Raw genomic sequence first — 26,523 nt, 5'->3', positions numbered from 1 at the left:
CTCCTGCAGGAATTCGCTCGGCTCGAATTATCAGGCAAATTGGCGGGGTTTTTCAGCAGCCCCTTAGGGGCGGCCTATGAAGCGAAAGAGACGTTTCATTGCCTATACGAGCATGATTCTCGCCGGGAAGCTGAAAGAGCGGCCCAGGCGTGGTTAAACGGTATACCTGGGTTGGTGGCGCCTCAGTTCAAAGAGACTGCTACCGCCCTTCGCAATTGGTGGGAACCGGTATTCAATTACTACGAGCATCCCATCTCGAATGGCTATACTGAGTCCATCAACCGCCTCGCGAAGGATATGAATCGAATGGGCCGAGGGTATAGCTTCGATGTGATACGGGCGCGGTTGGTGTACGACGATAAGGCACGCCGGCCGAATCGTAAGACCCTACGACAACGCATCCGGTCGACTTCTGCGCCATCGGATGCCGCTGCGACCGATTACCTGACATTCACCCGGGCTGCTGCTTCGACGACGACTGAAAGCCGGACAATCAACTATGGTCCCCATATTCCTAGGCTCTGTGGGCTTCTGGAAGCGGGTCACTTCGAATAGGCGTTCTGAGAACCCACATCCTGTGAATCTGCCGTGACTTGGCATAAACCACGAAAATCCACATGCGTGAGAAGGAACGAGTTCCAGCGCTGCTTACCCCGTCCACAGTAGATTCCGGATACCCGTTTTTATTTACTTTTCGCCAGACGGATCTTGTACGCGCCGACCCAGACTATTGGCTTGTACAGCATCCGGCAACTCCCCCGCACCGCTTTCGCGTCCGCCTGCTGAAAAACGGGAGTTCTTCCCGGCCACCCCGCTCAAGCGCGCGTGCGGGACCATGATGGGTAATCCCAAAAAGAAGAAAAACCCCGGTAGCGATTAGGTTACGCACAGGGTATTGATGTCGCAATGCAGCAGCCGCGGCGGGAGAAACCGCGCGGGCACCGGCGGCAACGACAATACCTGGCAGTTACGCCCGGGCGCAGGCAGCCCCACCGGATACTATTTTTCAAACAACTGAACTGAAACGATTTTTCTCTCATCCTTACGACCACCCGGCGTCCCAGGATGTTCATGCGGATCCGCTACGCTGCGCCCGACGCCGCCCAATGCGCCGGTTATGCGAAAGCACAACGCTGTCATACTGCGTCGGTGCGGACGCGCCTGATTGAGACTTTTTCCATCGAAATCCGGGCGATTGGCTTTAAAACGCATTTTTTAAAATCGCATTTCGTTCCCCTGGCTCGATGCGTCACGCATTCAGCGGCCCAGCTGCACGTCGGGGCCGCGCTTTTTGTGGGCTGCAGGTATCGGCGCGGAGAGCGCGGTCGCTGTACGGCATAACGCGCCGTCACGACTGACCGGTTATCGTTACCGCATGATCCGTACACGCAACGTCTACTCGCGCGCCGCAACCTGCCTGGCGATCGTGATGCTGGCCAGCGCCTGCGCCTGGCAGCCGCCGACAAGCGATCTCGCCGTACCGTCCCGCCCAGCAGCAGACAGCGCTGCCCGTTTTGCGAGCCCGCGTGCACCATTCGCCGCGCCCGACGACGACCCCTTTCATGCGCAGGCCACGCCAGCCGAGCTGGCCGCCACCGCGCCCGGCACGGTGTTGCGGTATCGGCGCATCGCCGCGCAGGCGTATTACTTTTTCGATGTCAACGCACGGGCCTGGCAAATTGCCTATCGAACGGCCGACGGCGACGGCACGCCGCAGGTGAACGTGGCGACCATTCTGGTACCAGACCATCCCCGGCCACGGCTGCTGTCGTACCAGGTCGCCTACGATGCACTCACCCGTCGCTGTGCGCCGTCCTACGAAGTGCTGAGCGGTTCGATGGTCGAGCACATGCTCATGAACAAGGCACTGCAGCGCGGATGGATCGTGGTGGTCCCCGACTATGAAGGCCCGGAAACGCAGTTTCTGGCCGGACGCAATTCTGCCCACGGCGTGCTCGACGCGATTCGTGCAACCCGGGCGTTCCTGCCGGATGCGTGGGTGAATACGGATACGCCGGTCGCGCTGTGGGGTTATTCCGGCGGGGCCTTCGCCAGTCTCTGGGCCGCTGAAATCGCGGCCAATTATGCGCCCGAGATCCCGCTGGTGGGGGTAGCTGCCGGTGGCCCGCCGGCCGATCTGGCCGGCTCGGCCGAGGCGGTCGATGGCGGTTTGTTTGCGGGTATGTATTTCGCCGCGGTGGTCGGGTTGTCGCGTGCCTACGACGCCATCGACACCGATCGCCTGCTCAATGAGGCCGGTCGTAAAATGTTCGCCGACGTGGGCGACAGCTGTATCGGTCAGGAACTGGCCTGGGTGAAAGATCCGGTGCTTTCGGGCTATGCCTTCGACGATATGCAGGACTACACCACCGTCGATAATCTACTCGCGGTGCCAGCGGTCAAGAAAGTGATTGCCGACAATCAGCTCGGCCAGCAAGGCTTCGCCGCACCGCTGTTTTACTATCATGCGTTCTTCGATCAGGTCACGCCGCGCGACGACGCCAAAACGCTGGCCGGCACCTACTGTGCGGCCGGGGTACCGGCGGTACGTTTTGATTATGCGTTGGGCGAACATATCAGCGCCGCCCTCACCCAGGCCTCGAGCGCGGTCGATTATCTGGCTGACCGATTTGATGGCCAACCGCCGCCCAACGACTGCGAGGCGCTTTTGCCGTACGCGGACCCGGCGCCTTAGTTCGGAAAGCCCGGGCGATTAGTCGCCTGCGGCGAGACGCTCGATCATCGGGTGCCAGTCGGGCGTAACCGCCAGTCCGAAGGTATCTTCGAGTGTACGGGCCAGGGCCTGGGCATCCAGGTCGCACGCTTGTTCGCGACCGTCGACAAAACGGGTCTTGAAGCGGTTGTCGGCCAGGGTGTGGCGGGCGTGGTTGTGGGTACGCGCAATCATGAGCTGTTGCTTGAACAACGATTGCGGGTGCGTGGCGACATAGTGATTGGCAATATCGAAATCGACCGGTTGCCAGTGGAAATCCAGGATTTCGTACATCGGCGCCCAGGCGTCGTCATGCCAGGATTCGAGCATATAGCCGTCGCGGGTTTCGGTCAGCCGGAACGTGCCGTAGGGCTTGTGCTGCGCTTCGTCGGGTTTCCATGCCAAGGGCTCATTGGGCATAAAACCGCCGAAACCGACATCCACCAGCCATAACCGGCCATCGGCTTCGACCTTGAGCGAGGCATGATTGGCTGGCGGTGCGGGCCCGTCCAGCGGGTCGAAAATCCATACCCGCGCCAGATGCTGTTCCAGCGAAAAGCCGATGGCGTGCAGCGCGCGGCGCAGCAGACTGGCGTGCTCGAAGCAATAACCGCCACGCCGATTGTCGAGCATCTTGCGATCGATGATCGCCGGGTCGAGATCGACGCCATGGCCCAGCATGACATCGATGGCCTCGAACGGAATCGAGGCCATATGACAACGCACCAGCGCGTGCAGAACATCGGCCGTGGGTTCGAGCCTGCCGGTGTAGCCGATACGCGCCAGATAGGCCGGCAAGTCGATCGCCTCGGTGGCCGAGCCGGCCTGTTCCGTATCGGCGTATGAAGTCACTAGCATCGCAAATCTCCACTAATTGGAGTCGGCGCTGTATCGAAAGCGCCAGACCGCTGCCCACGGCCATGGCAATCACCGTAGGTAGCATCGAACCGTAGCGCCAGCTTGCAACCTAAAGTAAGGTTAAGGTCAATAACCCAGTCGTGTTTTTTAATAACGACATGGGTCTGCCCAGCTTGAGCAACAGGCCATAGGCCCGGCACAACACACCCGGAATGGGCGGGTTCTACCTCTGATGGGCGTATGCAAAACGTCTTCACGCCACGGCCAACGGCCATGATCGCGACCGTTTCGGCGGTCGCAATTTTCGGACCATCGCTTACATGAAACCATCCACGAGCCCGAGCCTGCGCAAGGAACTATCCGTCGGCGAGGTCGCTCGGCGTAGCGGCGTGGCCGTTTCGGCGCTGCATTTCTACGAAACGAAAGGGCTGATCAGCAGCCGCCGCAATGCCGGTAACCAGCGCCGTTACAGGCGTGAGGTGCTGCGCGTGGTCGCGCTGATCAAGGTGGCCCAGCGTATCGGTATTCCGCTCGCAGAAATCGCTGACGCCCTGGCCACCCTGCCGCAACGCCGTGCGCCCACGGCCGAGGACTGGCGCCGGTTGTCCGATGGCTGGAAACAGCGGCTGGAAGAACGCATCGACCATCTCACCAAGCTGCGCGACCAGCTCGATGGTTGTATTGGTTGCGGCTGCCTGTCGCTGGAGGCCTGCCCGCTACGCAATCCCGACGATATTGCCGCCACGGCGGGTCCGGGACCGCGCCTGTTCGACCCGGGCGCGGCCGCGCAGGACCAAGCGCGGGGCTGAGTCGCGCTTGCTACGCGCCTCAGACCTGTCGCCAGCCCTGACGGTAATCATCGAGATCGGCCGGCAACGACCAGACGTCGCCGTGCACACCCAGTTCGGCCACCGACAATCGCCAGCCCATGAAAGCGCCGGTATCCAGCCACCGTGTGTTCGCACGGGCGATCGCATCGCGCATCGGCGTATGGCCGAAGTAGACGACGTCGATTTCATCGACTGCGACGCTACTCGTAGGCTGCGTGGCAGACACGTCTTCTACTGCACTGGCTCGGTCGCGGTTCCAGAGCAGCTGCGAAAACTCACGGGTATCGGCCACGTCGTGTTCGAGCAACGCGCGGGTTTTCGCCCAGCTATCGTCTATTACATTGGCATGAACCAGCCCTGCACGCTGGCCGTCGCCCAGCGCGATCTCGGCGGCCAGTGGCAGACCACGAACACGCCGGGTCAGCGCCTCGGCCGCCGGTACGTCGAGCGCGTCGAACCAATCGCCACCGTTGACATACCACAACGCACGCGCCTGCCCGCCCTCATCCACGGCATCGAGCAGCATCTGCTCGTGATTACCGCGAATGGCATGAAACCATGGTGCATCGATGAATTCGCCCGCGCGCTCGCTGTTCGGGCCGCGGTCGATCAGATCCCCCACCGAAAACAACCGATCGCGTGCCGTATCGAAGCCCAGACGTTCGAGCAGGACATCGAGCATGTAGAAACAGCCATGGATATCGCCCACGACGAAATCCCGTCCGGCGGTATTGGCGTCGAAATATTGAATCCGTGGGCCCATGGTCATCGCTCTTGCGCCTGCGCTTAATTATTCCAGGTGTTTGCCAAAGACCGCACCATGCCAGACGCCCGGCCCTACCTCCCAGCCCACCCTCGGCCGTTGGGGGATTCGCAAAGCCTAATCCAACATCGGACACGGACTACGGGCGTCGAACGGCCACAGCGCTTCACGCCGGTCACAAGGCCCTTGCGTGTTGGCTTACGGCCTGCGGCCTAAGCCAACCTACGCGGCCCCGGTGAAGCCTCGAGGCCCGTAGGTGGATTGGCCAAGCGTAATCCGGCATGGAACGCGGCCCAGCGCGCCAACCCGGCCAGGCGCTTCGCACCGCCCACGGCGCAGGTTCGGACTCGGTGATTCACGACGGATCGTGCCACAGCCAAGCGGATGGGTCGTTCTACGGATTGGCCTGATTCGCCGCCCTGCCAGAATTGCAGGCGTCATTCATGAGCGGATATCACCATGGCCGAAAACGACAGTGATCGCAGCAGCATCAAGGACCCGGAACAATACGAAGCGCTACGCGATGAAGGCATGAGCAAGGAAAAGGCCGCGCGTATCGCCAATACCTCGCGCAAAAAGGCGGCCAAGAAAGGCGGCAATCATCCGCAATACGAAGACTGGACGCGCGAACAGCTCTATGAAAAGGCCCAGCAGATCGGTATTGAAGGCCGCTCCGATATGGACAAGGACGACCTGATCCAGGCGTTGCGTTCGCACTGAGCTGCCTCGACCGGCGCAACACTCTGCTTGCGCCCCCGCCTCAAGACGGTTCCTGTCGGCTTACGGCCTTCGGCTTTAGCCAGCCTACGCGGCTTTGGCGAAACCGCGAGGCCCGTCAGTCGGATTAGCGCAGCGTAATCCGACAGGGAACGTGGCGCTCGCGTCGATTCAGGCCCCATCGCGTTCGGAACGGCCACGGTGCACGTTCTTGTTGGCTTACGGCCTGCGGCCTAAGCCATATATGGATCCGCTCCGGTAAGCAACCACGATCATCAACAGAGCAGGCGGCGTCCGTATATTCGGCCTCGGTGTGGGCACATCCTTGGGTGCCGGGCCTTGATGAGTATTCGTACGCCCGAGCGCACAATCGACCTAGCGGCCTCACAGGCCTGTGGCTTAGTCGGCGTGTCAAGGGCGTCGGTTTGCCCTGTTGTTCATCAGTCGCGATTGCCGACACGTGGCGGTGACCGATTCAGAGCACCGCGTGATCGGTTGTCAGTGCATACCCAGACCTTGGCTATTGCTGTGTGTGGCTTTGATGTTCGTCTGCACACGCATGGCTCAGGCCGCGCGATAGCGGTCGCCGCTGTACATCAGCGCCCAGAGAATGCGGGCGTTCTTGTTCGCCAGCGCCACGGCCGCCTTGTTGCGCCCGTTGCGGGCCACGCGTTGACGTAACCAGTCGCCACGTCGACCTGGCAAATGCTCAACCCGGGTCAACAGCGCACGGGCGCCGTGAACCAGCAGCGTGCGCAGATAGCGCGACCCTCGTTTGGTAATCGAGCCCAGCCATTGGCGATCGCCGCTGGCATGCTGTTTGGGCACCAGCCCCACCCACGCCGAGACCTGCCGGCCGTTGTCGAACAACGCCGCATCGCCGACCGTAGCGTAAAAGGCGGTCGCAGTCTGGGCTCCGATACCGCCGACTGCCATCGCCCGGCGACAGAAGTCGATCTGATTCGCCAGCGCCTTGATGTCCCGATCGTATTGCTGCATGCGCGCTTCGAGCGCATGAAAATGATCGTACAGATCGGCCACCAGCGCGCGCAGGCGATCGGTCAGGCCGTTGTCGGACTCTTCCAGCAGTTCCGGCACGCCGCGGCGGAAACCGGAGACGCCCACGGGCAGCACCTGGGCATACTCGGCCAGCAGGCCGCGGGCCTGGTTGATGACTTCGGTGCGCTGTTTCTTGACCTGCTCGCGCACCCGATGCAGCGCTTGAATATCCTGTTGCTCGAAGCTTTTGATCGCCACCGGGCGAATCTTGGCCTGGGTGCCGGCCACGGCGATGGCCAATGCGTCGTTGGCATCGTTCTTGTTGCCGGTGTTGAACGGCTTGACCTGATGCGGGGCCAGCAACGTCACCGACCGGTTCTCGCGCTGCAGCTGGCGCGCCCAGTGGTGGCTGCTGCCGCAGGCTTCGATATAGATGCGCTTGGCGTCGAGATTAAGCACCGTGGCTAGAAACTAACGGCGGCGCACCCGTTTGCGGTATACGACCTCATGCGCGGCGTTGAGACCGCACAGCTCGAAGACGTTCTTTGCGATGTCGATACCCAGTTCCGTAATCTGTTGCATGGATCCGCTCCTTTTCGACTGTTTTCTGAATCATCAGTCTGGCGCATTGACGCCGATTAGGAGGAGCGGATCCATCTCATCCACCTACGCGGCTGAGCTGCCTCGACCGGCGCAACACTCTGCTTGCGCCCCCGCCTCGAGACGGTTCTTGTCGGCTTACGGCTTTTAGCCGGCGTACGCGGCTTTGACGAAACCGCGAGGCCCGTAGGTCGGATTAGCGCAGCGTAATCCGACAGGAACGTGACGCTCGCGTCGATTCGGCCATCGCGTCCGGGACGGCCACGGGGCACGTTTTTGTTGGCTTACGGCCTTCGGCCTAAGCCAACCTACGCGGTCGAGCACCCTCGGCGCGCGGCTTTACGGTCAGTAGAAATCGCCGTAGCCGCTACGCGCGCGGCGCATCGCATAGGCGATCCACAGCAGGATGAGCAGCTGGAGCGGCAGGCGTGCATAAAGCAGCCACGGGGCGAAATCGCTGAACTGTTCCGGGTTCTGGGCCATGTAGATATTGGCCGGGAACACGGCCAGCGTGAGCAGCAGCAGGCCGAAACCGGCCAGCCGGCGCGTACGCCGCATGAGAATGCCGATCGCGCCCAGCAGTTCGCCCAGGCCGCTGATGGCGACCATGAGTGCCGGCATGGGGATATAGTCCGGCACGATGGCGAGAAAGAAATCGGGAAAGAGGAAATGCCCGATCCCGCTGGCGAGAAAGAACGCGGCGATCCCCAGCAGCGCCAGCAGGTGGGTTCTGGAATGCGTCGACAGGGCGTGACTCATGAAGGCTCTCGTGGGATCGCGAAAAACTCGGCTTGTTGACTGCATAGCCTACGCGCTGTGGGGCGCTTTGCCATGCCGATATGTACGGTGATCGCCTCGCGCCGGGGCTAGCGCAGGGTGGTGTTGGTCACGCTGCCCGGCCGATAGCGCGATACGTCGTCGGGCGCGCCGGGCTCGTCGACGACATTGCGATGTTTCCAGCTGCCACGCGCAAACCAGATCACCACGATTACGGCCGTCAGAACATTCTGAATAGGGTAGGCAATCCAGATGCCGGTCGCGCCCAGCCCGCTGCGCTCGGCCAGAAGCCAGGCCAGCGGAAACTGCAGCATCCATTGCGATACCAGCGCGATCGCCATGGCGATGAGGGTATTGCCCGAGCCGCGAAACGCACCGGTCAGCACGATCTGGGCGCCCACCACGCCATAGGCCAGCGCCGTGATCCGGACGAACAGGCTGCCGGTTTCGATCACCGCGGGCGATTCGGGCACGAACAACGTGACGATCGAACGCGCGAACACGAAAACCACCACGCCCACCAGCGACAACAGCACAAAGCCGATGCCCGCGCTCAGCCAGGCCGTGTGCTCGGCCCGGTCGATACGCCGGGCACCGATATTCTGGCCGATCAGCGCCGAGCTGGCCTGCGACAGCCCCAGCGCGGGGATGATCACGAAACTGAGCATGCGCGTACCGATGCCGTAGGCCGCTAGTGTGACGGTGCCAAAGCCGGCCACCAGCACGGTCATGAGCATCAGCCCGAGCGCGCGCGTGGATTGCTCCACGGCCGCGGGCAGGCCGAGCTTGAGCAAACGCCAGATCAGGGCGAAATCGGGCACCAGATGCGCGCGTACCAGACGAATCCCATACAACCCGGAAAACAGCATGGCCAGGCCCACCACCGCGGCCAGGCCCTGGGTGATGACGGTGGCCAGGGCTGCACCGCTCACGCCCATGGCAGGCACCGGCCCCCAGCCCAGAATGAACAACGGGTCGAGCACGAAATTCAGCGCCACCGTGCCGGTGACGATGGCCAGCGGCGTACGCGCATCGCCCACACCGCGCATGAGCGACTGGAAGATGACATAGGCAAACAGAAACGGCAGGCCCACGAACGACACCCGCAGATAGCGGGTGGCCAGGGGCAGGACATCGTCGGCCGCGCCGAGAAACGCCACCACCGCATGCGCGCCGAGCACACCGAGCACCGCCAACACCAGCGAGATGGCCACCACCCCGATCAGTGCCTGGGCCGACACATGGTTGACCATCGCGGTATCACCACGCCCCTGGTACTGGGCCACCAGAATGGTGCCGGCAACAGCCAGCCCGAGGCCGAGCGAGAGCAGAAAGAAAATTACCGGAAAACTCAGCGATACCGCGGCCACCGCACTCGCGCCGAGCCGGCCGACCCAGAAGGTATCGATAAGCTGATAGGCCGTCTGCAACAGGTTGGCGAACACGATCGGCACCGCCAACGAAAACAGCGCACGGACGATCGAGCCCTCGGTGAGCGCCGGTGCTACGCGGGGCATGACAGCGGAACCGGTTCCGGTTGGCGGGCCGGGCGGTTGCGAAACAACGCGCGCACTAGCTGCGAGTGGTCAGCGTCAGGCGTTCGTAGTCCTTGACCACGCGCTCGCCCGCGATCACGCGCCCGTGCATGACGGCATGCACACCGGGAGCGAGCAGCCGCGCCGCCATCAAGGCCTGGGCAACATTCTGGGCACCGTCGCTGTCGGCCACACGGTAGGGCCGCATGGCGCCGGTCAGTACCACCGGTAACGTAGGCGTTGCGAGTGCGGCGTGCAGGGCCGCGGCCGTTTCCGCGAGTGTGTCCGTGCCGTGGGTGATGACCAGCGCATCGGCCGTGCCGCGTTCGCTGATCGCCGTCACCGCCGCAACGATCGCCTCGCGGTCGGCATCGGTCATGTCCAGCGAATCCTTGGCCATCAGGCGTTCGACCACCACCGAGACATCCGGCATGTCCAGGCGTTCGAGCAGGCTTTCGATGACCGGCTGATCGAGCGACAGCTGCCCGGAGCGCGCATCGTAGGTTTTTTCAATGGTGCCGCCGGTTGCCAGCAAAACCACATTGAATGGCGAGCGGTCGGTTGATGACGTTGGGTTCATTCGGATGTGCTCGTTGGGCGACGGCTCAGATCGTAACGCCGATCTTGCCGAAATGCTGGCCGCTTTCCTGATAACGGAAGGCATCCGCGAGTTCGTCCAGTGCAAAGCAGCGGTCGATGACCGGCTCGATACCGCTTGCCTCGATCGCCCGCACCATATCCTGTTGCTGGGCACGGCTGCCGACCGTGATGCCGGTCATGTTGAGGTTGGAATAGAAAAACGCGGCCGTGGGCACTTCGCCGGCCAGCCCGGTGAGCACACCGATGAGGCTGATATGCCCGCCCATGCGACAGGCGGCGATCGACTGCGCGAGCGTGCCGGGGCCGCCGATTTCCACGACGGCATCGACGCCGCGGCCGTCGGTGAGACGTTTGACCGTCTTGCCCCAGTCCGCATCCTCGGTGTAGTTGATGGTGGCATCGGCGCCCAGCGCGCGCAGGCGCTCGAGCTTGGCATCAGAGCTGGACGTGGCAATCACGCGGGCACCGGCCGCGCGCGCGAATTGCAGCGCAAAGATCGACACCCCGCCCGTGCCGAGCGTGAGTACGGTATCGCCGGGCTTGATACGCGCTTCGACCATCAACGCACGCCAGGCGGTCAGCGCCGCACAGGGCAAGGTCGCCGCCTGCTGGGCGCTGTAGCCGGCCGGGGCACGGGTAAACGCGCGCGCCGGCGCGGTGACATATTCCGCAGCCACGCCTTCGCCGCGATCGCCCGGCGTGCCATCGCGTTTGTCCGGGGTGATCGGCCCATCTTCCCAGTTGGGGAAGAAGGTCGATACCACGTGATCGCCTGTAGCGAATTCATTCACACCGGCGCCGGTTTCGACCACCTCGCCCGCGCCGTCGGACATCAACACGCGCCCGTCGGGCACGGAAATACTGCCGTTGGCCACGGCATAGTCGTGAAAATTCAGCGAACTGGCCGTGATGCGTACACATACTTCGCCCGTTTCGGGCGCGCGCGGCGCGCGCTCGGCGATTTCGATACGATCCAAGCCGCCGGGCGCACGTAATACGGCTGCTTTCATGCCGGGCCTCCTTGTTTGATCAGCGGGCGGCGACACACGAACGGCGCCGTATCGCCGCGCGTTGCGACCATAGCAGTTCACTGGCGTTGCCGGGGCACACTCACGGTGTGGCCCGAGATGTCGGGTTGAGGCCTGGACATTACGTATATCTCGCAACAACGCACGACAGCGCCTATATTGGTGCAGCGATTCGATACGAGGGGCGGATCGACTGCCATGTTTTCGCGCACTGCGAAAGTCACGATTTCAGCGTATTGCTCGTTTCGAGGTTCGGAATGTCGCCGCCCATCCTGTCTGCGCCTAATGCCTATCACGCCACGCCGCTCGAACGCTGTGCGTGGTGGCTGGCCAGCCTGTTTCTCGCCCTGTTTCTAAGCTGTCTGCGCCTGACCACCACACGGCCGTTCGAACTCGCGACCTTCGAAAAGCTGGTCCATTTCCAGGCGGTGGAACCGTTTCAGCACCGCCTCCTGCTCCCCGCGATCGCTGCAGGCATTCAGCAGATCGCACCGGTGGGCGAAACACTGCTGTTCGCACTCATGGAGGTCGCCGGCTGGATGCTGCTCATCGCCCTGGCCTATCGCGCGCTGGTGGTGTTCGAGGTAGGACGCAGCGAACCGGTACGCCGCCTGCTCGCCTTTACCGTGCTGGTGCCCATGCTGCTGCATCTGATCGCGCCCGATCTGCAGATGGCTGCAGCCCTGTCGCTGGATCGACCGCTGCTGGATATCGGCGGCTGGACACCACGCGCAATCTTTTACTACGTCTACGATCTGCCAGCGGCCATGTTCACACTGGCACTGGTGTTGCTGATGGTGCGCCTGACCCGTGAGCCCAGCATGCGCGGCCTTGCCTGGTATCTGCTCGTCTTCGCATTGGCGACGCTCAATCGCGAAACCACGGTCTTTCTGGTGCCCGCGTTCGCGCTCGTACTCTGGCCGGTCGCGGGCCTCAAGCGAACCGCATTGATGGTGGCCGCGCAAACGCTCGTCTTTGTGGCCATTCAGATACCGCTGTCTGCGCTATTTGCCGGCAATACCAATCCGAACGCGCACCTGGGTAATACCGCCTACGAGTTTCATCTGTTCTACAACCTCGAGGCGTTGTCGAACCCGCTCTATCTGGTCACCTATCTGGCCCGCTTCACCGCCGCGCTGTATCTGCCGGTGTTGTTATGGCATCGCTATCTCGACCGCCGGCTGGCCGTGCTGCTGATCTTTTTCGCCGTGCCACTGGCGCTGGTGGCCATCGTGGTCGGGCGCATGGTCGAACAACGCATCTTCATCGAGATCGTGCCGCTGGTGTGGCTCGCGGCATTGCAGGTGATCGCCCGGCGCAGCGCCGCGCTGGACGGTCCGCAGGGCAACGCCTTTGCAGCCCATACCAAGCCAGGCTAGCCGCCGGGCGCTTGCACTGCGTTGTGGCTGGCGCACAATACGCCAATGAGCATCGTTGCCGATCGTCCCCAGGGCTGTACCAATTTCAAGCTGCACCAGCTCGGGCGTGTCGTGGCCCGGCATTACGACGATTATCTCGGCGAGGCCGGTCTCAAGGGCACCCAGTATTCTCTGCTGTCGCATATCATCGCCTTCGGCCCGCTGCGGGCCGGTGAACTGGCTCGGCGCATGCGCCTGGACAATTCAACGCTGACACGCACGCTGGCCACGCTGGAACGCCAGGGCTGGATTCGTCGTCGTGCGGGTGAGGATGCCCGCAGCCGACTGATCGAGGCCACGCCGGCCGGGCGCGCGCGCCGCGAACAGGCAAAGCAGCATTGGAAACACGCTCAGCAGGCGCTCAACGAACGCCTCGGCACCGCCGAAATCAACCAACTGCACGCGCTGCTCGATACGCTGACCGCAGCTTTGGAAGACTCGAGCGACACCGAATCGGGCCGTACCGAGCCGACCGGTTAAGTACGCGCCGGCGTTCGACGCCGGCTCAGCCACAGCGCGGCGACGATCACCAGCGCGCCGATAATCAAACGCAGCACATCGGCGTCGTGATTCCAGAAGATCAGATTCACCGCCAGCCCGGCCGGGATCAACGCGTTGTTCATAACCGCCAGGGTGCCGGCATCGACCTGAGTCGCGCCCTGATTCCAGGCATAGAAACCCAGCCCCGAGGCCATCAGACCGAGCCACAACAGCACGGCCCATTGCACCGGCGTCGACGCCAGGCGATCGGTCTGGCCCAGAGTCAGAAACAGCAGGAAGGCCAACGGCCAGGCCCCGGCAAAAAACCAGCCAAACAACGCACGTCGTGGCATGTCCGTCGGCAGTACGCGCGCCAGACGGCGGTAGGCAACCTGGCCGGCCGCGAAACACAGGTTCGCACCCTGCACGATGAGAAAGCCGCGCCAGTAATCGGCACTGATCGGCTGGTAGCGAATCACTGCTGCACCCGCGACCGCGCCGAGCGCTGCGAGCAGGCAGCGGGCATCGAAGCGCCGCTCGAGGGCGTCGTCGAGCAACGTGACGTAGATCGGCGTGAGGATCGTGAACAGCAAGACCTCGGGCACCGACAGCCACAGAAACGACTGATAGAAAAACACATACATCAGCCCGAGCTCGACCGCGCCCACCGCCATCAAGGCCAGGGCAAGTCGCCAGCCCAGCCCGCGAAGGCGCATCATGGGCGCAAACACCAGCAGCGCCAGCGTAATGCGCGTGAGTACCGCAAAGGTGGCATCCACCTGGCCGGACAGATAGACGCCGATCAAGCTGAAAGAAAACGCCCATAGCAGCGTCACGCCTACCAGTATCGCCATGTCCCGACTCGCCTTATCCCGTACCAATCAGCCCGCGATTATAGAGCTGCGCGAACGCCTGGCCGCCATTCGCCGGTTGCGCTTTACGGCGCGGCCGGGGCCACATTCACGCACCGGTTGGGCTGGCCAGGGCGAGGCCGAGGTCCGCATCGGCGACGACGAAGACGGCCTGCGCTTTCACGAAAGCGGCACGTTCACGCCCGAAGCGAGCGGCGCGCCGGTGGCGTTTCGCAATGTCTATCGATGGCAGTGCCATGACGACCGCATCGCCCTCTGGCACGAGCGCTTCGGCCGTGAGGCGGCCGTCTGGCTGTTCGATCTCGTTGCCATACGCGCCGATATGTTTGTCGCGGCCGACAGCCATCTGTGCGGCGCCGACCGCTATGACGCGCGGCTGACGCTCGTGGATGCCGGTTTCGATCTGTGCTGGACGATCGCCGGGCCGCACAAGGACGAAACGCTGACTTACCGCTACCGCCGTTGACTCGATCGAAGCCGTTCGTCGCAGCCGCAGCGATGCAAGATTGACCGCACCGTTAGCGCCTGATACTTGTATATACAAATATCAACTGGACGCATCATGCAAACCGACCGAATCGATGACTGGCTGGCTACGGAATCCCGTCTGGACCAGGCCGCACCCACCCAGGTCGCGCCGACCGACCCCACACGCTGCAGCGGCCTGGCGCTGTTGTCCTCGGCACTCGAAGGCAGCGGCCTGAATGCGCCGATTGGCCATACGCTGGATTTCCGACTGGTCGAGGTGAGCTATGGCCGCGCGGTATTCCAGGGCAAGCCGTCGCGTGCCCACTACAACCCGTTGGGCACGGTGCACGGCGGCTGGTTCGCCGCTGTGCTCGACTCTGCCGTGGGCTGTGCGGTGCACAGCACGCTGGACGCCGGGCGCGCCTATACGACCCTCGAACTGAAAGTGAACTACGTACGCGCGCTCACTGACCAGGTTACGCGGGTACGGGCGATCGGCGAGATTGTCCATGTCGGGCGTCGTGTCGCCACCGCCGAGGCCCGGCTGGTCGGGCCCGACGACACCCTCTACGCCCACGCCACGACAACCTGTCTGGTATTCGATACACAGGCCGCAGCATGAGCACGCCTCGGCGAGCGATGCTGGTGGTGGGCGCGGGCGATGCGACCGGCGGCGCCATTGCTCGACGTTTCGCGGCCGAAGGCTATGTGGCCTGCGTGGCCCGGCGCAGCGCGGCCCGTCTCGAACCGCTGGTGGCCCAGATCGAGGCCGACGGCGGCCAGGCTCGTGCCTTCGGCTGCGACGCGCGCGAAGAAGACCAGGTCGTGGCGATGGTCGACACCATCGAAAACGAGGTCGGCCCGCTCGAAGTCGCAGTCTTCAATATCGGCGGCAACGTACATTTCGGCATTACCGAAACCACCGCACGGGTCTATCACAAGGTGTGGCTGATGTCGGCCTTTGCCGGATTTCTCACCGGCCGCGAGGCCGCACGCGTGATGCGCGAGCGCGAACGCGGCACCATCATCTTCACCGGTGCCACCGCCTCGATTCGCGGCGGCGCGGGCTTTTCGGCGTTTTCGGGCGCGAAGTTCGCCCTGCGCTCGCTGGCCCAGAGCATGGCGCGTGAACTCGGCCCCCAGGGCATTCACGTGGCGCATACGATCATTGACGGCGCAATCGATACGGATTTCATTCGCGAGAATTTCCCGCAACGCTATGCGCTCAAGAACAAAGCCGGCATTCTGGATCCGCGTCACATCGCCGACGCCTACTGGCAGCTGCACTGCCAACCGCGCGATGCCTGGACCCACGAACTCGATTTGAGGCCGTGGATGGAAACCTTCTAGAGAGAGAGACCGACCATGGCCGATATCCGCAGTGACAAGACCCTCGAATTCTTTTTCGACTTCGGCAGCCCGAATGCCTACCTGGCCTACGCCCAGCTGCCCGGCCTGCTCAAACGCACCGGCGCGCGCCTGGTCTGGCGCCCGATCCTGCTGGGCGCGGTGTTCAAGGCGACCAACAATCAGTCGCCCGCGATGATCGACTGCGCCTCCAAACGCGACTATCTATGGCGCGACATGCACCGCGTCGCGGAACGCCACAACATCGATTTTCACGTAAACGACGCCTTCCCGCTCAACACGATCACGCTCATGCGCGGAGCCATCGCCTATCTGGGCACGCCCCACTTCGAGCCCTACGTGCGCGCCATCTTCCGGGCAATGTGGGTGGATAACCGCGACCTCGGCGATAGCCACCAACTCAAGGCCACACTCACCGAAGCAGGCCTGGATATCGCCAACTTCGAAACCCAGGTCGAGGCCGAGGCGACCAAGCAGGCGCTGCGCGATGCCACCGACGCCGCAGTCGGTATGGGGATCTTCGGTGCACCGAGCTTCCTCGTCGACGGCGAACTGTTCTTCGGCCAGGACCGGCTGGATTTTGTGGAACAGGCACTTACCGACGCTTGAGCCACAGCCACGTGCCGGTTGCAGCCAACGCGCGTACCGGCAATAGTGGCGTGATGGATCATAAGCCGGCCGTCGGGATGCCGAAATGACACAGCCGCACAGTGAAACCGTCCGCCGGGTCATCGACTCCGGCCAGGTCGCCGCCCGCGAAAACAGCGAGCGGCTCATCCGTGAATCGTGGCTGCGCTGTGCACGCGAGTACGGCCTTCAGCCCGAGCACAACCCCGGCATTCGGAACGTAAGCGCCGCCGATCTGCGCGAGCGCCGCCAGCGAGTCGGCGAATACCTCGATATCGCCCGTACCGGCATGGACCAGCTCTATGGCCATATCGCAGGCCAGGGTTATATCACCATGCTTGCGGATAGCGACGGCATTGCCCTGGAATGCCGTGGCGGCGAGCGCGCCGACCCGGCCCTGCAGGCAGCCGGTCTGCGTGCCGGCACGATCTGGGGTGAAACCGTGGTCGGCACCAATGGCATCGGCACCTGTATTGCCGAACGAAGAACACTGACCTGCCATCGGGCCGATCATTTCTATGCAGGCAATCTCGATCTGAGCTGTACTGCCGCACCGCTACACGACCCCTACGGTCGCGTGGCCGCGGTGCTCGATATCTCGGCGTTATCGGTCCCGGGCGCGCGTGAGGGCCAGCAACTAGCCTGGCATCTGACATCGCTATATGCGCGTCTCATCGAGGACAGTTATTTCAACCATCATTTTCGCGATCACTGGCTGTTGCGCCTGGGCCGGAGTGCCGCATTCGTCGACAACCATGCCGACCTGATCCTGGCCCTCGATGATGACGGCATGATCGTGGGCGCGAATACCGGCGCGCGCCAGACGCTCCAGCCACCCAACGGCCAAAGCCCGGTAGGGCATGGCATCGGCGCTTTCTTTCGCGACGGCAACGCGCGCGTTCATGCACTCAAACAGAATCACGACGGCGTACGCCTGCGCAGCTGGTCCGACGACACATTCCATGCGGCGATATCCCAACCACGCCGCGCAAGCAAAAGCATCACACGCCCACTGCCCGCGCCCGCGCGCCTGGGCAGGCTGCAGGCCATGGCGGGTGACGACGCCCCCATGCAGCGCCTGATTGCCCAGGCAGCACGCCTGGCCGACAAGCCGATCGATCTGCTCATTCAGGGCGAAACCGGCAGCGGCAAGGAAGTGCTCGCACGCGCATTACACGACGCCAGCAGCCGCTCGAGCGCGGCCTTCGTGGCGATCAACTGCGCTGCCCTGCCCGAGTCGCTGATCGAAAGCGAGCTGTTCGGCTATGCGCCCGGCACATTTACCGGCGCACGCCAACACGGCATGAAGGGCCTACTGCAACAGGCACATGGCGGCACCCTGTTCCTGGACGAGATAGGCGACATGCCGGTGGCGCTACAGACACGCCTGCTCCGCGTGCTGGCGGAACGCGAGGTATTGCCGCTGGGCAGCGATACGCCCGTCGCGCTGGACGTGCGCGTGATCACCGCGACCCATCGTGATCTCACCACGCTGGTCGCGGCAGGGACCTTTCGCGAGGATCTCTACTACCGCCTGGCCGGCGGCACCTTATCGCTGCCTGCACTGCGCCAACGCAGCGATCTCGACTGGCTTATCGACCGCCTGCTTGCACACGAAGCCGAGGCGCTGGGTTGCCGCGCCCGCCTCAAGCCGGGCGTACGCGAGCGTCTGCTTGCCCATGACTGGCCAGGCAACATACGCGAGCTGCGTAATGTATTGCGCTTCGCGCTTGCGCTGGCCGACGACGACGGCATCGATATGGCAGACCTGCCGGCCGCGCTATCGACGGCCGATACGGCCGTTGTGCCCGACGAACGAGCCACGCTGCCCGCCGACGAACAGCCCGGCACACCGCGTGAACATCTACTCGCCCATCTGCGCGAGCACAACTGGAATATCGCCCGGGTGGCGCGTGACCTGTCCGTCGCCCGTTCGACCATCTATCGGCGCATGGCCCGCCTGCAAATCGTCGATCCCAAATACCGGCACTAGAAGCAGCGGTTCCAGCCATGCTGTACGCATGAAAAAGGCCGCGTCGGATGACGCGGCCTGTGTTGCTACGACAGCAACGCGCCTTTACTGGTCGTCGCCGTATTCCTCGTCGAGCAGATCATTGGCCCGCTTGATGAGATAGGCATGGATCTTGTCGATTTCGTCCGGCTCGAGCACCTCGGCATAGGACGGCATGCCCTTGCTCAAACGTGCACCCATCACGATCGCCTTGAAATGATCGTGGGTATCGGCCGACAGACGCCGCAGATCGGGCGTCACGCCGCCGCTGGCGGCATTCATGCCGTGACACTGGCTGCAGTGGCCGTTCATCAGATCCTTGCCTTCGGCAATGTCTGCCGCGCTTGCCGTCTGCTTCGGCGGCTCAGGCTTGGCCAGCGGCGGAAAGTTCGGCTCCGCCAGTTTTTCGTCGCCGCCGATCTTGAAGGTCAGTACCTCAGCGTAGGGGCGCACGCCGGCATTCTTGGACTGACCGCCCGCGAAGGTGGAGAACGCGCCGCCCCAGCCCACCATGAAGGTGACGTACTGTTCGCCGCCGGCCTTGTAGGTGACCGGCGCGGCCATCACGCCGCTGTTGGCGGGTGATTCCCACAGCTTTTTGCCGTCGGTGGCGCGATAGGCAACCACACGCCCGTCGGCCGTGCCTTCGAACACGAGGTTGCCTGCAGTCGAAAGCGTGCCGCCGTTGAAGATGGTCTTGTGCGGTACTTCCCAGACCTTTTCCTGCTTGACCGGGTCCCAGGCCAGCAGGCCGCCGGTCCAGCGATCGGCCCAGGACTGCATTTCCTCGGCATCGTCGGACATGGCCGCGGCCTTGGTGCCGAGCTGGTAGAACCCCTTCTGCGGCGTCCATTCGGGATCGCGCACGTCTTCGTAGGTCACCTCGAAGTAGTGCTTGGGAATATAGACCAGGCCTGTGTTGGGGTTGTAGGACATGGGCTGCCAGTCGTGGCCGCCCCAGAAGCCGGGCTGGACCACCACCGGGCCGTCCTGCTTCCAGTACTTGGCATGCTCGGTGAACACCGGCCGCCCGGTTTCCAGATCCACCTTCTCGGCCCAGTTGACCGGCGCATATTTCTCGGCCGAGATCACCTTGCCGGTCTTGCGGTCGAGCACGTAGAAGAAACCGTTCTTGGGCGCCTGCATGATCACTTCACGTTTCTTGCCGTCGATTTCGAGATCGGCAAGGATCATGTGCTGGGTCGCGGTGTAGTCCCAGGCATCGCCCGGCGTGGTCTGGTAGTGCCAGACATACTCGCCGTTGTCGGGATTGATGGCCAGAATCGACGACAGGAACAGATTGTCGCCCTTGGCATCGGAGCGTGCCTTGTAGTTCCACATCGAGCCGTTTCCCACGCCGACGTACAGCAGGTTCAGGTCGGGGTCGTAGGCCATGGAATCCCAGGCCGTGCCGCCACCGCCCTGCTCGATCCAGGCGTCGCCGTGCCAGGTCTTGGCGGCCATTTCGAGGGCTTCGTTTTCCTGCGGTTCGGCCGGGTCGCCGGGCACCGTGAAAAAGCGCCAGGCCTTGTCGCCCGTTTCCGTATCGTAGGCGGTGATATAGCCGCGTACGCCAAATTCGGCGCCGCTGTTGCCGATGATAACCTTGTCCTTGACGATACGCGGCGCGCCGGTGATGCCGTAGCTGCGATCGTGGTCGATAATGGTATCCACCGACCAGACTTCCTTGCCGCTGGCGGCATCAATGGCCACCATGCGCCCGTCCAGCGTGCCGAGAAAGACCTTGCCTTTCCATACCGCCACGCCGCGATTGACCACACCGCAGCAAAAGCTTGCCGCCTTGGTCCGATCGACCTTCGGGTCGTGTTTCCATAACAGTTCACCGGAGCCCGCATCGAAGGCATAGACGATGCTGTAGGCGCCGGTGGTGTACATCACCCCGTCGACCACGATCGGGGTCGCTTCGACGCCGCGATCGACATCCAGCTTGTATTGCCAGGTCAGACCCAGCTCATCGACGTTCTCGTCGTTGATTTCGTCCAGCGGGCTGTAGCGCTGTTCGTCATAGGTCCGGCCGGTGCTCATCCAGTTGCCGGGTTCCTTGTCGGCATTAATGATGCGCTCGCCGTCCACATCGGCCGGCCCGCGTGCGTCGCTGCCGGTTTCGGCAAACGCCACGGGCTGACAGAACGCGAACAACGCCAGGGCGAGCCCGGTATGACGTCGCCAGTCAGGCAATGGGTAAGATCTTTGCGTTTTCATATTATTGTTTCTCCTCGGTACGTTAGCCGTGCTGCATGTAGACGACATGCGTCTCCATGAACTCGTAGAGGCCGTGCTTGCCGTCGGCACCGCCGATGCCGGACTTGCGCCGGCCGGCATGAAAGCCCTGCATGGCCTCGAAATTCTCGCGGTTGATATAGGTTTCGCCGTACTGCAGCCCGCGTACCGCCTGCATCGCGGCGTTGATGTTCGTCGTGTAGATCGACGAGGTCAGGCCGTAGTCGGAATCGTTGGCGAGCGCGATGGCTTCATCCAGCGAATCGACGGTCTGCATGGGCAGAACGGGGCCGAAGATCTCGTCGCGCATGATTGCCATGTCGGCCCGGCAATCGGTCAGCAGCGTGGGCAGGTAGTGATAACCCTGGCCGAGATCGGCCGTGCTGCCGCCAGTCACCACGGTGGCGCCATCGGCCTTGGCCTGCTCGACCATGGCAGCGACCTTGTCTAGGCCGGCCTTGTTGATGAGCGGCCCCATGTCGAGCTCGGCCTCGGCTGACGGGTCGCCGTAGCGGGTGGCGTTCAGATGGGCCGCGATCTTCTCGGCCAGCGGCTCGGCCACGCTTTTCTCGACATAGATTCGCTCGGCGCAGTTGCAGACCTGGCCGGTATTGATGGTGCGCGAATCGCAGATCGCTTTCGCCGCCAGGTCAAGATCGGCATCGGCGAGCACGATCGCCGGCGCCTTGCCGCCGAGTTCCAGATTCACCCGGGTGAGATTCTTCGCTGCCGTGGCCATGATGCGCGAGCCGGTCGCCACGCTGCCGGTGAACGTAATCAGGCGCACGTCCGGGTGGGCACACAGTGCGTTACCGGTAATCTCGCCACGGCCACCCACGAGATTGAATACGCCGGCCGGCAAGTCGGTTTCGGCGACCAGCCGTGCGAACGCATATGCGTTGAGCGGCGTTTCTTCGCTGGGCTTGATGACCACGGTATTGCCCGTGACCAGCGCCGGCGCCATCTTGCGTGCGATCAGAAAGAACGGAAAATTCCAGGGCAGGATGCCGGCCACCACGCCCACGGGCTTGCGCAGCAAAAAGATGCTTTCACCGGCACGATCGCTTTCAATGACCTCGCCCTCGATACGACGCGCCCACTCGGCCATGTAGTCGATATAGTCGGCGGTGAAGTTGACTTCCACCTCGGCCAGCGCGCGCACCTTGCCCTGTTCGCGCACGATGATGTCGGCGAACTCGGCCACCCGCTCACGCAGCTTTGCGCTGATCTGGCGCAGATAACCGGCGCGCTCGATCGCCGGGCGCTTTTCCCAGGCAGGCTGGGCACGACGCGCGGCGGCCACGACCGTATTCACCACGTCTGAATCGCTGTCGGGGATATGGCCGATGGTGGCCTGGGTGGCCGGATTCTCCACCGCGATCGATTCGCCGCGCGCGGCCACGAAATGACCGTCGATGAAATTCTGTTCGGGTTCTGCCGGCTTGCTCATGGATAGCGCTCCTTGTCGTAAGAAGACGCTCGAGGCCGGGCATCGACGCCACGCCGACACACGATGCACCGATGGCTATCGCAGCCGAATCGACATCGCGCAGGCACGCCGTTTTAGGGATCTCCTCGAACGCCATTTTTATGCGGCTGTCATGCAGACCGCGTTTTATTGACGAGGGCAGGAGCAAGCGGCGTGCCAGCGTATTCACGCACGAATGGCGCGCCCGGCAGCCGCGACGAAAATCGTCTTAGCTTTCTGTTTTAATAAGAGTTTTACAGGAACCGTGTATCAGCAGGCGAGCTCCACCGCAGGCATATCAGCACGCGACAACTGTTGCATCGCGACAACCGGCCCGCTTCATCTGTTGCGCCTCATGCAACAGATGAAGCACCGGCCGAGCTAGCCTTCGGCCAGTCGCTCCCAGACGCGGGCGATCGCCTCCGCGCCGGGGTCGGTGAGATCGCGCAGGGCGTTTTCGGGCACATAGGCCGAGCGCCCCGCGCCGGCGTGGGTCATGGCGCGGGTGGCATCGGCGCCGTCGCGGGCGGCCTGGGCGGCAGCCGTCAGATCGTGACCTTCGGCCAGCGCCTCGACGGCGGGAATCAGCGCATCGAGCAAGGTGCGATCGCCCTGGGTGGCACCGCCGTAATGCTGCATGCGTTCGATACCGCGCGCGAGGGCGGCGGGCCAGTCGCTGCCCTCGGCCAGCGCCGCGCCCGTGGCGGTACACAGAATCGACAGCAGCACGCCGCTGGAGCCGCCCATATCGCGGGCGAGTATTTCGCCGAGTTCGTAGGCCAGACGGGCCTCGTCGCCACTGGAAAGCGCCCCTGCGCTCAGGGCCTCGCCGATCGCCCGGGCACCGGCGGCGAACGTGGTGCCGGTATCGCCGTCGCCGGCCTTGGCATCGAGCGCGTCGAGTTCGTCCCTCGATTCGATCAGGTGTTGCACGATCTGTTCAATACGCTGTTCGCGTGCCGAATCGCGTTCGCCCACGGGTTCGTCCGCGCGCACGCTCAACTCGACGTCGAAGGTTTCGATTTCGCGCGGTTGATACAGCCCCGGCCAGGCAGTGGCCGCCACCGGCGATTTCAGTGCTTCGACGAAATCGTCTTCCGCGGCCAGCAGCGTGACCGAAAAGCCATGCATGTCCAGCGAGGTCATCACGGGCGCGGGGGCAACCACATGGGCGACGCGCTCGGCCGGCAGTCGGGCCAGCAGCTCATTGAGCAATACGCCCATTTCCTGCGTGGCACAGCTGCCCAGATTGTTGAGCATGACAATCAGCGGCGACGTATCGTCGCTGCGTTCGGCAAGCGCGGCGAGCAAGGGGTCGAGCACGAGTTGCATGGCGTCGCCGGCATCGTCGGGGTCGACTTCGCGCACGCCCGGCTCGTTATGAATACCCAGACCCAGCTCGGCGGTACGCCGGTCGATGGCATGGCCCGGCAGCGTGCAGCTGGATAGCGACAGTCCGATCGAACAAAGCCCATCGCAGACGCGCTGGGCGATATCGGCAACGGTATCCAGATCGGCACCGGCCGCGGCGTAATGACCGGCGATCTTGTGCACGAGCACGGTGCCGGCCAGGCCACGTTTCTGCTGGGCATCGGGCAGCGCGATATCGTCGGCGACGATCACACTGCGTACGCGATAGCCTTCGCGCGCGGCGCGTTCCGCGGCCAGCCCGAAATTGAGCCGATCGCCGGTGTAGTTCTTGATGACCAGCAGACAGCCGGCCTCGCCGCAGGTGGCGCGAATGGCGGCCAGTACAGCTTCGACACTGGGCGAGGTGAATACATCACCGGCGATCGCGCCGGCGAGCATGCCGGCGCCGACAAAGCCCGCATGGGCAGGTTCGTGCCCTGCACCGCCGCCCGACAGAACCGCGACCCGCGATTTGTCCCAGTCGCGATCGACCACGACACGGACCCCGTGGGCCGGCGCGCTGCGTTTGATCGGCGCGATACGCGCCAGGCCGTCGATCACTTCGTCGACTACGCGTTCGGGGGCGTTATAAAAGAAATCCATTGCTCATTCCTTGCCAGATTCAAAGACCATCGGCGCACCGACACAGCACGCGCCGCGGTCGCCGCCAGGCCGGTTATCGGGCCGCACCACGCGGTTGTATTGTGCCCATCTTTGCCCCGTCATCGAAATTTCATCTGTCTTGCTTGATTTGTGCTGCCAAGGCACCAGATCATGCGCTCCCGACGGGGTGCGCCTTTACGCCAGATCAACCACCCGCGCCAGGCAATGGGAGCCACCATGGCCGCCTATTTCGACGACCGCATCGAACTGGATCCATACGAACAGCCACTGTGCGTTCGTGTGGGTACACGCGTGATCGGCCGCACCGATACGGCCCTGCGGCTGCGCGAGCGCGGCTATGCCGATCGCTTCTATCTACCCTGGCAGGCGATCGAAGCCGGATTTTTGCAGCGGTCGCACAAACAGACCTATTGTCCGTACAAGGGCGATACCTGCTACTACCATGTGGTGGTCGATGGCGCGTGCTACGCGGATGCCGGCTGGGTCTATCCGCAGCCGCGCCGGGAAATGGCGGCCATCGCCGGGCGTATCGCCTTCGATCATCCGCAGCTGGTGATCGAACCCGCCTGACGGGCCAGCGTGCTCGCCCGTGGCGACCCATAGTCCTCGGCGCTTGCCCGAGGCGTTGAGCCTTAAATCTTTTTCGTTCGTTGTTTCGGTGTTTCGATGACGCGTTTGGCCACTTCTCTGATCGCTCTGATCGCCAGCATCGCGCTGCTGGTCAGCGGTAACGCATTCCTGATGACCCTGCTGGGCCTGCGCCTGAGCATGGAAGACTTTTCCACCAGCCTGATCGGCTGGATTCTGGTGTGTTATTCGGTGGGGTTCACGCTGGGTACCGTGTTCGCCGAACGGGTGGTCGAACGGGTCGGCCATATCCGCGCCTTTGCAGTGTTCGCGGCCGCGCTGGCGGTGACCATCCAGATCTATCCGTTGGCCGTGAACGCACCACTCTGGGCGGCGCTGCGTGCCTTTGCCGGCTTCGCCATGGCCGGGCTGATGATCGTGATGGAAAGCTGGTTTTCGAGCCGGGCGACCAACGACAACCGGGCGCGACTGTTCGCGATTTACCAGATCGTGTTCTTCCTCTCGACCGCCTCGGGCCAGCTGCTGATCAATGTCAGTTCGCCGGAAAACGTGTTTCCGTTCACGCTCGCGGCCATGCTGGTAACCGTGGCGGTGATCCCGTTGTCGCTTACCCGCATGCATGCGCCGGCGGTCGAAGACGCCGAACGCCTGTCGCTGATCTCGCTCTATCGCATTTCGCCGGTGGGGGTGAGCGGCGCGCTGGTGGCCGGGCTGCTGGTCAACGCCTTCTATGCCATGGCACCGGTCTACGCCGACCGTATCGGCCTGGATACCGACCGGCTGTCGTTGTTCATGGCCAGCGCAATCGTGGGCGCGATGCTGCTGGCGTGGCCGATCGGGCGGCTGTGTGATCGCTTCAACCGGCGGCGTGTACTCATGGCGGTGCTCGCGGTCGCCGCGCTTACGAGTGCCGTGATTCCGTTTCTCGGCGATACCCATGCCGTGGTGCTGATCGCGGTGGTCGGGCTGTATATGGGCCTGTCGGCAGCGCTGTATCCGGTATCGGTGGCAATCACCAACGACCAGATGCCCAGTCACCGTATTACCGCCGCCAGTACCACGCTGCTGCTGGCCTATGGCATCGGCAGCTGTATCGGCCCGGTGGTGGCCGCGACGGCCATGGACGAATTCGGCCCGAACGGGCTGTTTTACAGTAATACCGGCTTTCTGATCGTGCTCGGCGTTTATCTGCTCTATCGGTTGCAGCACCGTGCCGATGTGCCTGCCGAGGAGCGCGTGGATTACTACACCACCTCCCCCCAGGGCGGGCATCATCTGTATGCGCTGGACCCGCGCAATACCGATTTCAAACCCCGGGGCAAAAGCGCACGCGCGGCCGGTATGCGTATCGGGCGTACCGTGTTCGGTGCCGCCGGGCGTGCCCATGCCGCTACACGGGGGCGGTGAGTGCGGCCTCGGCCGGAGCCGGCAGACCGATGGGCTTCGCGTTCATTGGCGAAATGCGTTTGAAAAACGATGCGGCGGCGGTTGGCATACGCTGCATCGATGCGATCGATGCGTTAGCGTA

General features: G+C 63.3%; 25 protein-coding genes. 13 read left to right on the top strand and 12 right to left on the bottom strand.

What is annotated here, in order from left to right; genetic code table 11:
• The coding region (locus S4A8_RS12870) for a transposase (RefSeq protein WP_353220452.1) at positions 1 to 555 on the top strand (555 nt) is incomplete at its 5' end.
• 444 nt (positions 556 to 999) lie between these two features.
• Here the strand turns inward: S4A8_RS12870 and S4A8_RS12865 are convergent.
• Positions 1,000 to 1,212, bottom strand: coding sequence for a hypothetical protein (locus S4A8_RS12865; RefSeq protein WP_353180989.1), 213 nt, complete (start codon positions 1,210 to 1,212; stop codon positions 1,000 to 1,002).
• A 163-nt stretch (positions 1,213 to 1,375) separates the two neighbouring features.
• Here S4A8_RS12865 and S4A8_RS12860 point away from each other — a divergent pair, with 163 nt between their 5' ends.
• Entirely contained in the window at positions 1,376 to 2,695 is a 1,320-nt protein-coding gene (locus S4A8_RS12860) for a lipase family protein (RefSeq protein ID WP_353220451.1), read from the top strand.
• Between the two features lie 18 nt (positions 2,696 to 2,713).
• On the opposite strand, the gene S4A8_RS12855 is transcribed toward S4A8_RS12860, so the two are convergent.
• A complete protein-coding gene (locus S4A8_RS12855) occupies positions 2,714 to 3,571 on the bottom strand; it encodes an arylamine N-acetyltransferase family protein (RefSeq protein ID WP_353220450.1) in 858 nt (285 codons plus the stop codon).
• Between the two features lie 320 nt (positions 3,572 to 3,891).
• On the opposite strand from S4A8_RS12855, the gene soxR reads away from it, so the two are divergent.
• A complete protein-coding gene (soxR, locus tag S4A8_RS12850; RefSeq protein WP_353220449.1) occupies positions 3,892 to 4,380 on the top strand; it encodes a redox-sensitive transcriptional activator SoxR in 489 nt (162 codons plus the stop codon).
• 19 nt (positions 4,381 to 4,399) lie between these two features.
• On the opposite strand, the gene S4A8_RS12845 is transcribed toward soxR, so the two are convergent.
• Complete coding sequence (locus S4A8_RS12845; RefSeq protein ID WP_353220448.1) at positions 4,400 to 5,164, bottom strand: metallophosphoesterase; 765 nt, start codon at positions 5,162 to 5,164, stop codon at positions 4,400 to 4,402.
• A 459-nt stretch (positions 5,165 to 5,623) separates the two neighbouring features.
• Here S4A8_RS12845 and S4A8_RS12840 point away from each other — a divergent pair, with 459 nt between their 5' ends.
• Positions 5,624 to 5,884, top strand: a complete 261-nt coding sequence (locus S4A8_RS12840) for a DUF7218 family protein (RefSeq protein ID WP_353220447.1) — start codon at positions 5,624 to 5,626, stop codon at positions 5,882 to 5,884.
• Between the two features lie 561 nt (positions 5,885 to 6,445).
• Here S4A8_RS12840 and S4A8_RS12835 read toward each other — a convergent pair.
• The 5 genes from S4A8_RS12835 to S4A8_RS12815 form a co-directional block, all read right to left on the bottom strand.
• Positions 6,446 to 7,339: an IS110 family RNA-guided transposase gene (locus S4A8_RS12835; RefSeq protein ID WP_353220446.1), complete on the bottom strand. Its 894-nt coding sequence runs from the start codon at positions 7,337 to 7,339 to the stop codon at positions 6,446 to 6,448.
• A 486-nt stretch (positions 7,340 to 7,825) separates the two neighbouring features.
• A complete protein-coding gene (locus tag S4A8_RS12830) occupies positions 7,826 to 8,239 on the bottom strand; it encodes a DoxX family protein (RefSeq protein WP_353220445.1) in 414 nt (137 codons plus the stop codon).
• 107 nt (positions 8,240 to 8,346) lie between these two features.
• Positions 8,347 to 9,774 (bottom strand): MATE family efflux transporter, encoded by a 1,428-nt coding sequence (locus S4A8_RS12825; RefSeq protein ID WP_353220444.1) that lies wholly within the window; start codon positions 9,772 to 9,774, stop codon positions 8,347 to 8,349.
• 55 nt (positions 9,775 to 9,829) lie between these two features.
• Complete coding sequence (locus S4A8_RS12820) at positions 9,830 to 10,372, bottom strand: asparaginase domain-containing protein (RefSeq protein WP_353176627.1); 543 nt, start codon at positions 10,370 to 10,372, stop codon at positions 9,830 to 9,832.
• A gap of 25 nt (positions 10,373 to 10,397) precedes the next feature.
• Positions 10,398 to 11,402 carry a zinc-dependent alcohol dehydrogenase family protein gene (locus S4A8_RS12815; protein WP_353220443.1) on the bottom strand — a complete coding sequence of 335 codons (1,005 nt, stop codon included), beginning with the start codon at positions 11,400 to 11,402 and terminating at the stop codon, positions 10,398 to 10,400.
• A gap of 275 nt (positions 11,403 to 11,677) precedes the next feature.
• Between S4A8_RS12815 and S4A8_RS12810 the strand changes: the two genes are divergently transcribed.
• Positions 11,678 to 12,799: a hypothetical protein gene (locus S4A8_RS12810; RefSeq protein ID WP_353220442.1), complete on the top strand. Its 1,122-nt coding sequence runs from the start codon at positions 11,678 to 11,680 to the stop codon at positions 12,797 to 12,799.
• Between the two features lie 45 nt (positions 12,800 to 12,844).
• On the top strand, positions 12,845 to 13,318 hold the full coding sequence (locus S4A8_RS12805; RefSeq protein WP_353176622.1) for a MarR family winged helix-turn-helix transcriptional regulator: 474 nt from the start codon (positions 12,845 to 12,847) through the stop codon (positions 13,316 to 13,318).
• Here S4A8_RS12805 and S4A8_RS12800 read toward each other — a convergent pair.
• Positions 13,315 to 14,172 (bottom strand): EamA family transporter, encoded by an 858-nt coding sequence (locus S4A8_RS12800; RefSeq protein WP_353220441.1) that lies wholly within the window; start codon positions 14,170 to 14,172, stop codon positions 13,315 to 13,317. The genes S4A8_RS12805 and S4A8_RS12800 overlap by 4 nt on opposite strands.
• Between S4A8_RS12800 and S4A8_RS12795 the strand changes: the two genes are divergently transcribed.
• The 5 genes from S4A8_RS12795 (at position 14,171) to S4A8_RS12775 (ending at position 18,646) form a co-directional block, all read left to right on the top strand.
• A complete protein-coding gene (locus S4A8_RS12795) occupies positions 14,171 to 14,656 on the top strand; it encodes a DUF6314 family protein (RefSeq protein WP_353220440.1) in 486 nt (161 codons plus the stop codon). The two genes, S4A8_RS12800 and S4A8_RS12795, sit on opposite strands and share 2 nt — an antisense overlap.
• A gap of 96 nt (positions 14,657 to 14,752) precedes the next feature.
• Positions 14,753 to 15,280 carry a PaaI family thioesterase gene (locus tag S4A8_RS12790; protein WP_353176617.1) on the top strand — a complete coding sequence of 176 codons (528 nt, stop codon included), beginning with the start codon at positions 14,753 to 14,755 and terminating at the stop codon, positions 15,278 to 15,280.
• A complete protein-coding gene (locus tag S4A8_RS12785) occupies positions 15,277 to 16,008 on the top strand; it encodes an SDR family oxidoreductase (RefSeq protein WP_353220439.1) in 732 nt (243 codons plus the stop codon). Before S4A8_RS12790 ends, S4A8_RS12785 begins: the two co-directional genes overlap by 4 nt.
• 15 nt (positions 16,009 to 16,023) lie before the next feature.
• Positions 16,024 to 16,635, top strand: coding sequence for a 2-hydroxychromene-2-carboxylate isomerase (locus S4A8_RS12780; protein WP_353176613.1), 612 nt, complete (start codon positions 16,024 to 16,026; stop codon positions 16,633 to 16,635).
• Positions 16,636 to 16,720: 85 nt separating this feature from the next.
• Positions 16,721 to 18,646 (top strand): sigma-54-dependent Fis family transcriptional regulator, encoded by a 1,926-nt coding sequence (locus S4A8_RS12775; protein ID WP_353220438.1) that lies wholly within the window; start codon positions 16,721 to 16,723, stop codon positions 18,644 to 18,646.
• Positions 18,647 to 18,730: 84 nt separating this feature from the next.
• Here S4A8_RS12775 and S4A8_RS12770 read toward each other — a convergent pair whose 3' ends face one another.
• The 3 genes from S4A8_RS12770 to S4A8_RS12760 form a co-directional block, all read right to left on the bottom strand.
• On the bottom strand, positions 18,731 to 20,887 hold the full coding sequence (locus S4A8_RS12770; RefSeq protein WP_502950737.1) for a PQQ-dependent dehydrogenase, methanol/ethanol family: 2,157 nt from the start codon (positions 20,885 to 20,887) through the stop codon (positions 18,731 to 18,733).
• Positions 20,888 to 20,909: 22 nt separating this feature from the next.
• Positions 20,910 to 22,355, bottom strand: a complete 1,446-nt coding sequence (aldA, locus tag S4A8_RS12765; RefSeq protein ID WP_353220437.1) for an aldehyde dehydrogenase — start codon at positions 22,353 to 22,355, stop codon at positions 20,910 to 20,912.
• A 399-nt stretch (positions 22,356 to 22,754) separates the two neighbouring features.
• Positions 22,755 to 24,386 (bottom strand): dihydroxyacetone kinase subunit DhaK, encoded by a 1,632-nt coding sequence (locus tag S4A8_RS12760; protein ID WP_353220436.1) that lies wholly within the window; start codon positions 24,384 to 24,386, stop codon positions 22,755 to 22,757.
• A 171-nt stretch (positions 24,387 to 24,557) separates the two neighbouring features.
• Here S4A8_RS12760 and S4A8_RS12755 point away from each other — a divergent pair, with 171 nt between their 5' ends.
• Positions 24,558 to 24,977, top strand: coding sequence for a DUF427 domain-containing protein (locus S4A8_RS12755; protein ID WP_353220435.1), 420 nt, complete (start codon positions 24,558 to 24,560; stop codon positions 24,975 to 24,977).
• Positions 24,978 to 25,073: 96 nt separating this feature from the next.
• Positions 25,074 to 26,402: an MFS transporter gene (locus S4A8_RS12750; RefSeq protein ID WP_353220434.1), complete on the top strand. Its 1,329-nt coding sequence runs from the start codon at positions 25,074 to 25,076 to the stop codon at positions 26,400 to 26,402.
• The last annotated feature ends 121 nt before the right edge of the window (positions 26,403 to 26,523 follow it).

Source organism: Salinisphaera sp. S4-8 (genome assembly GCF_040361235.1).
Taxonomy (GTDB): Bacteria; Pseudomonadota; Gammaproteobacteria; order Nevskiales; family Salinisphaeraceae; genus Salinisphaera.
The sequence above is the reverse complement of the archived record's forward strand: the minus strand, read 5'-3'. Positions and strand labels throughout refer to the sequence as shown.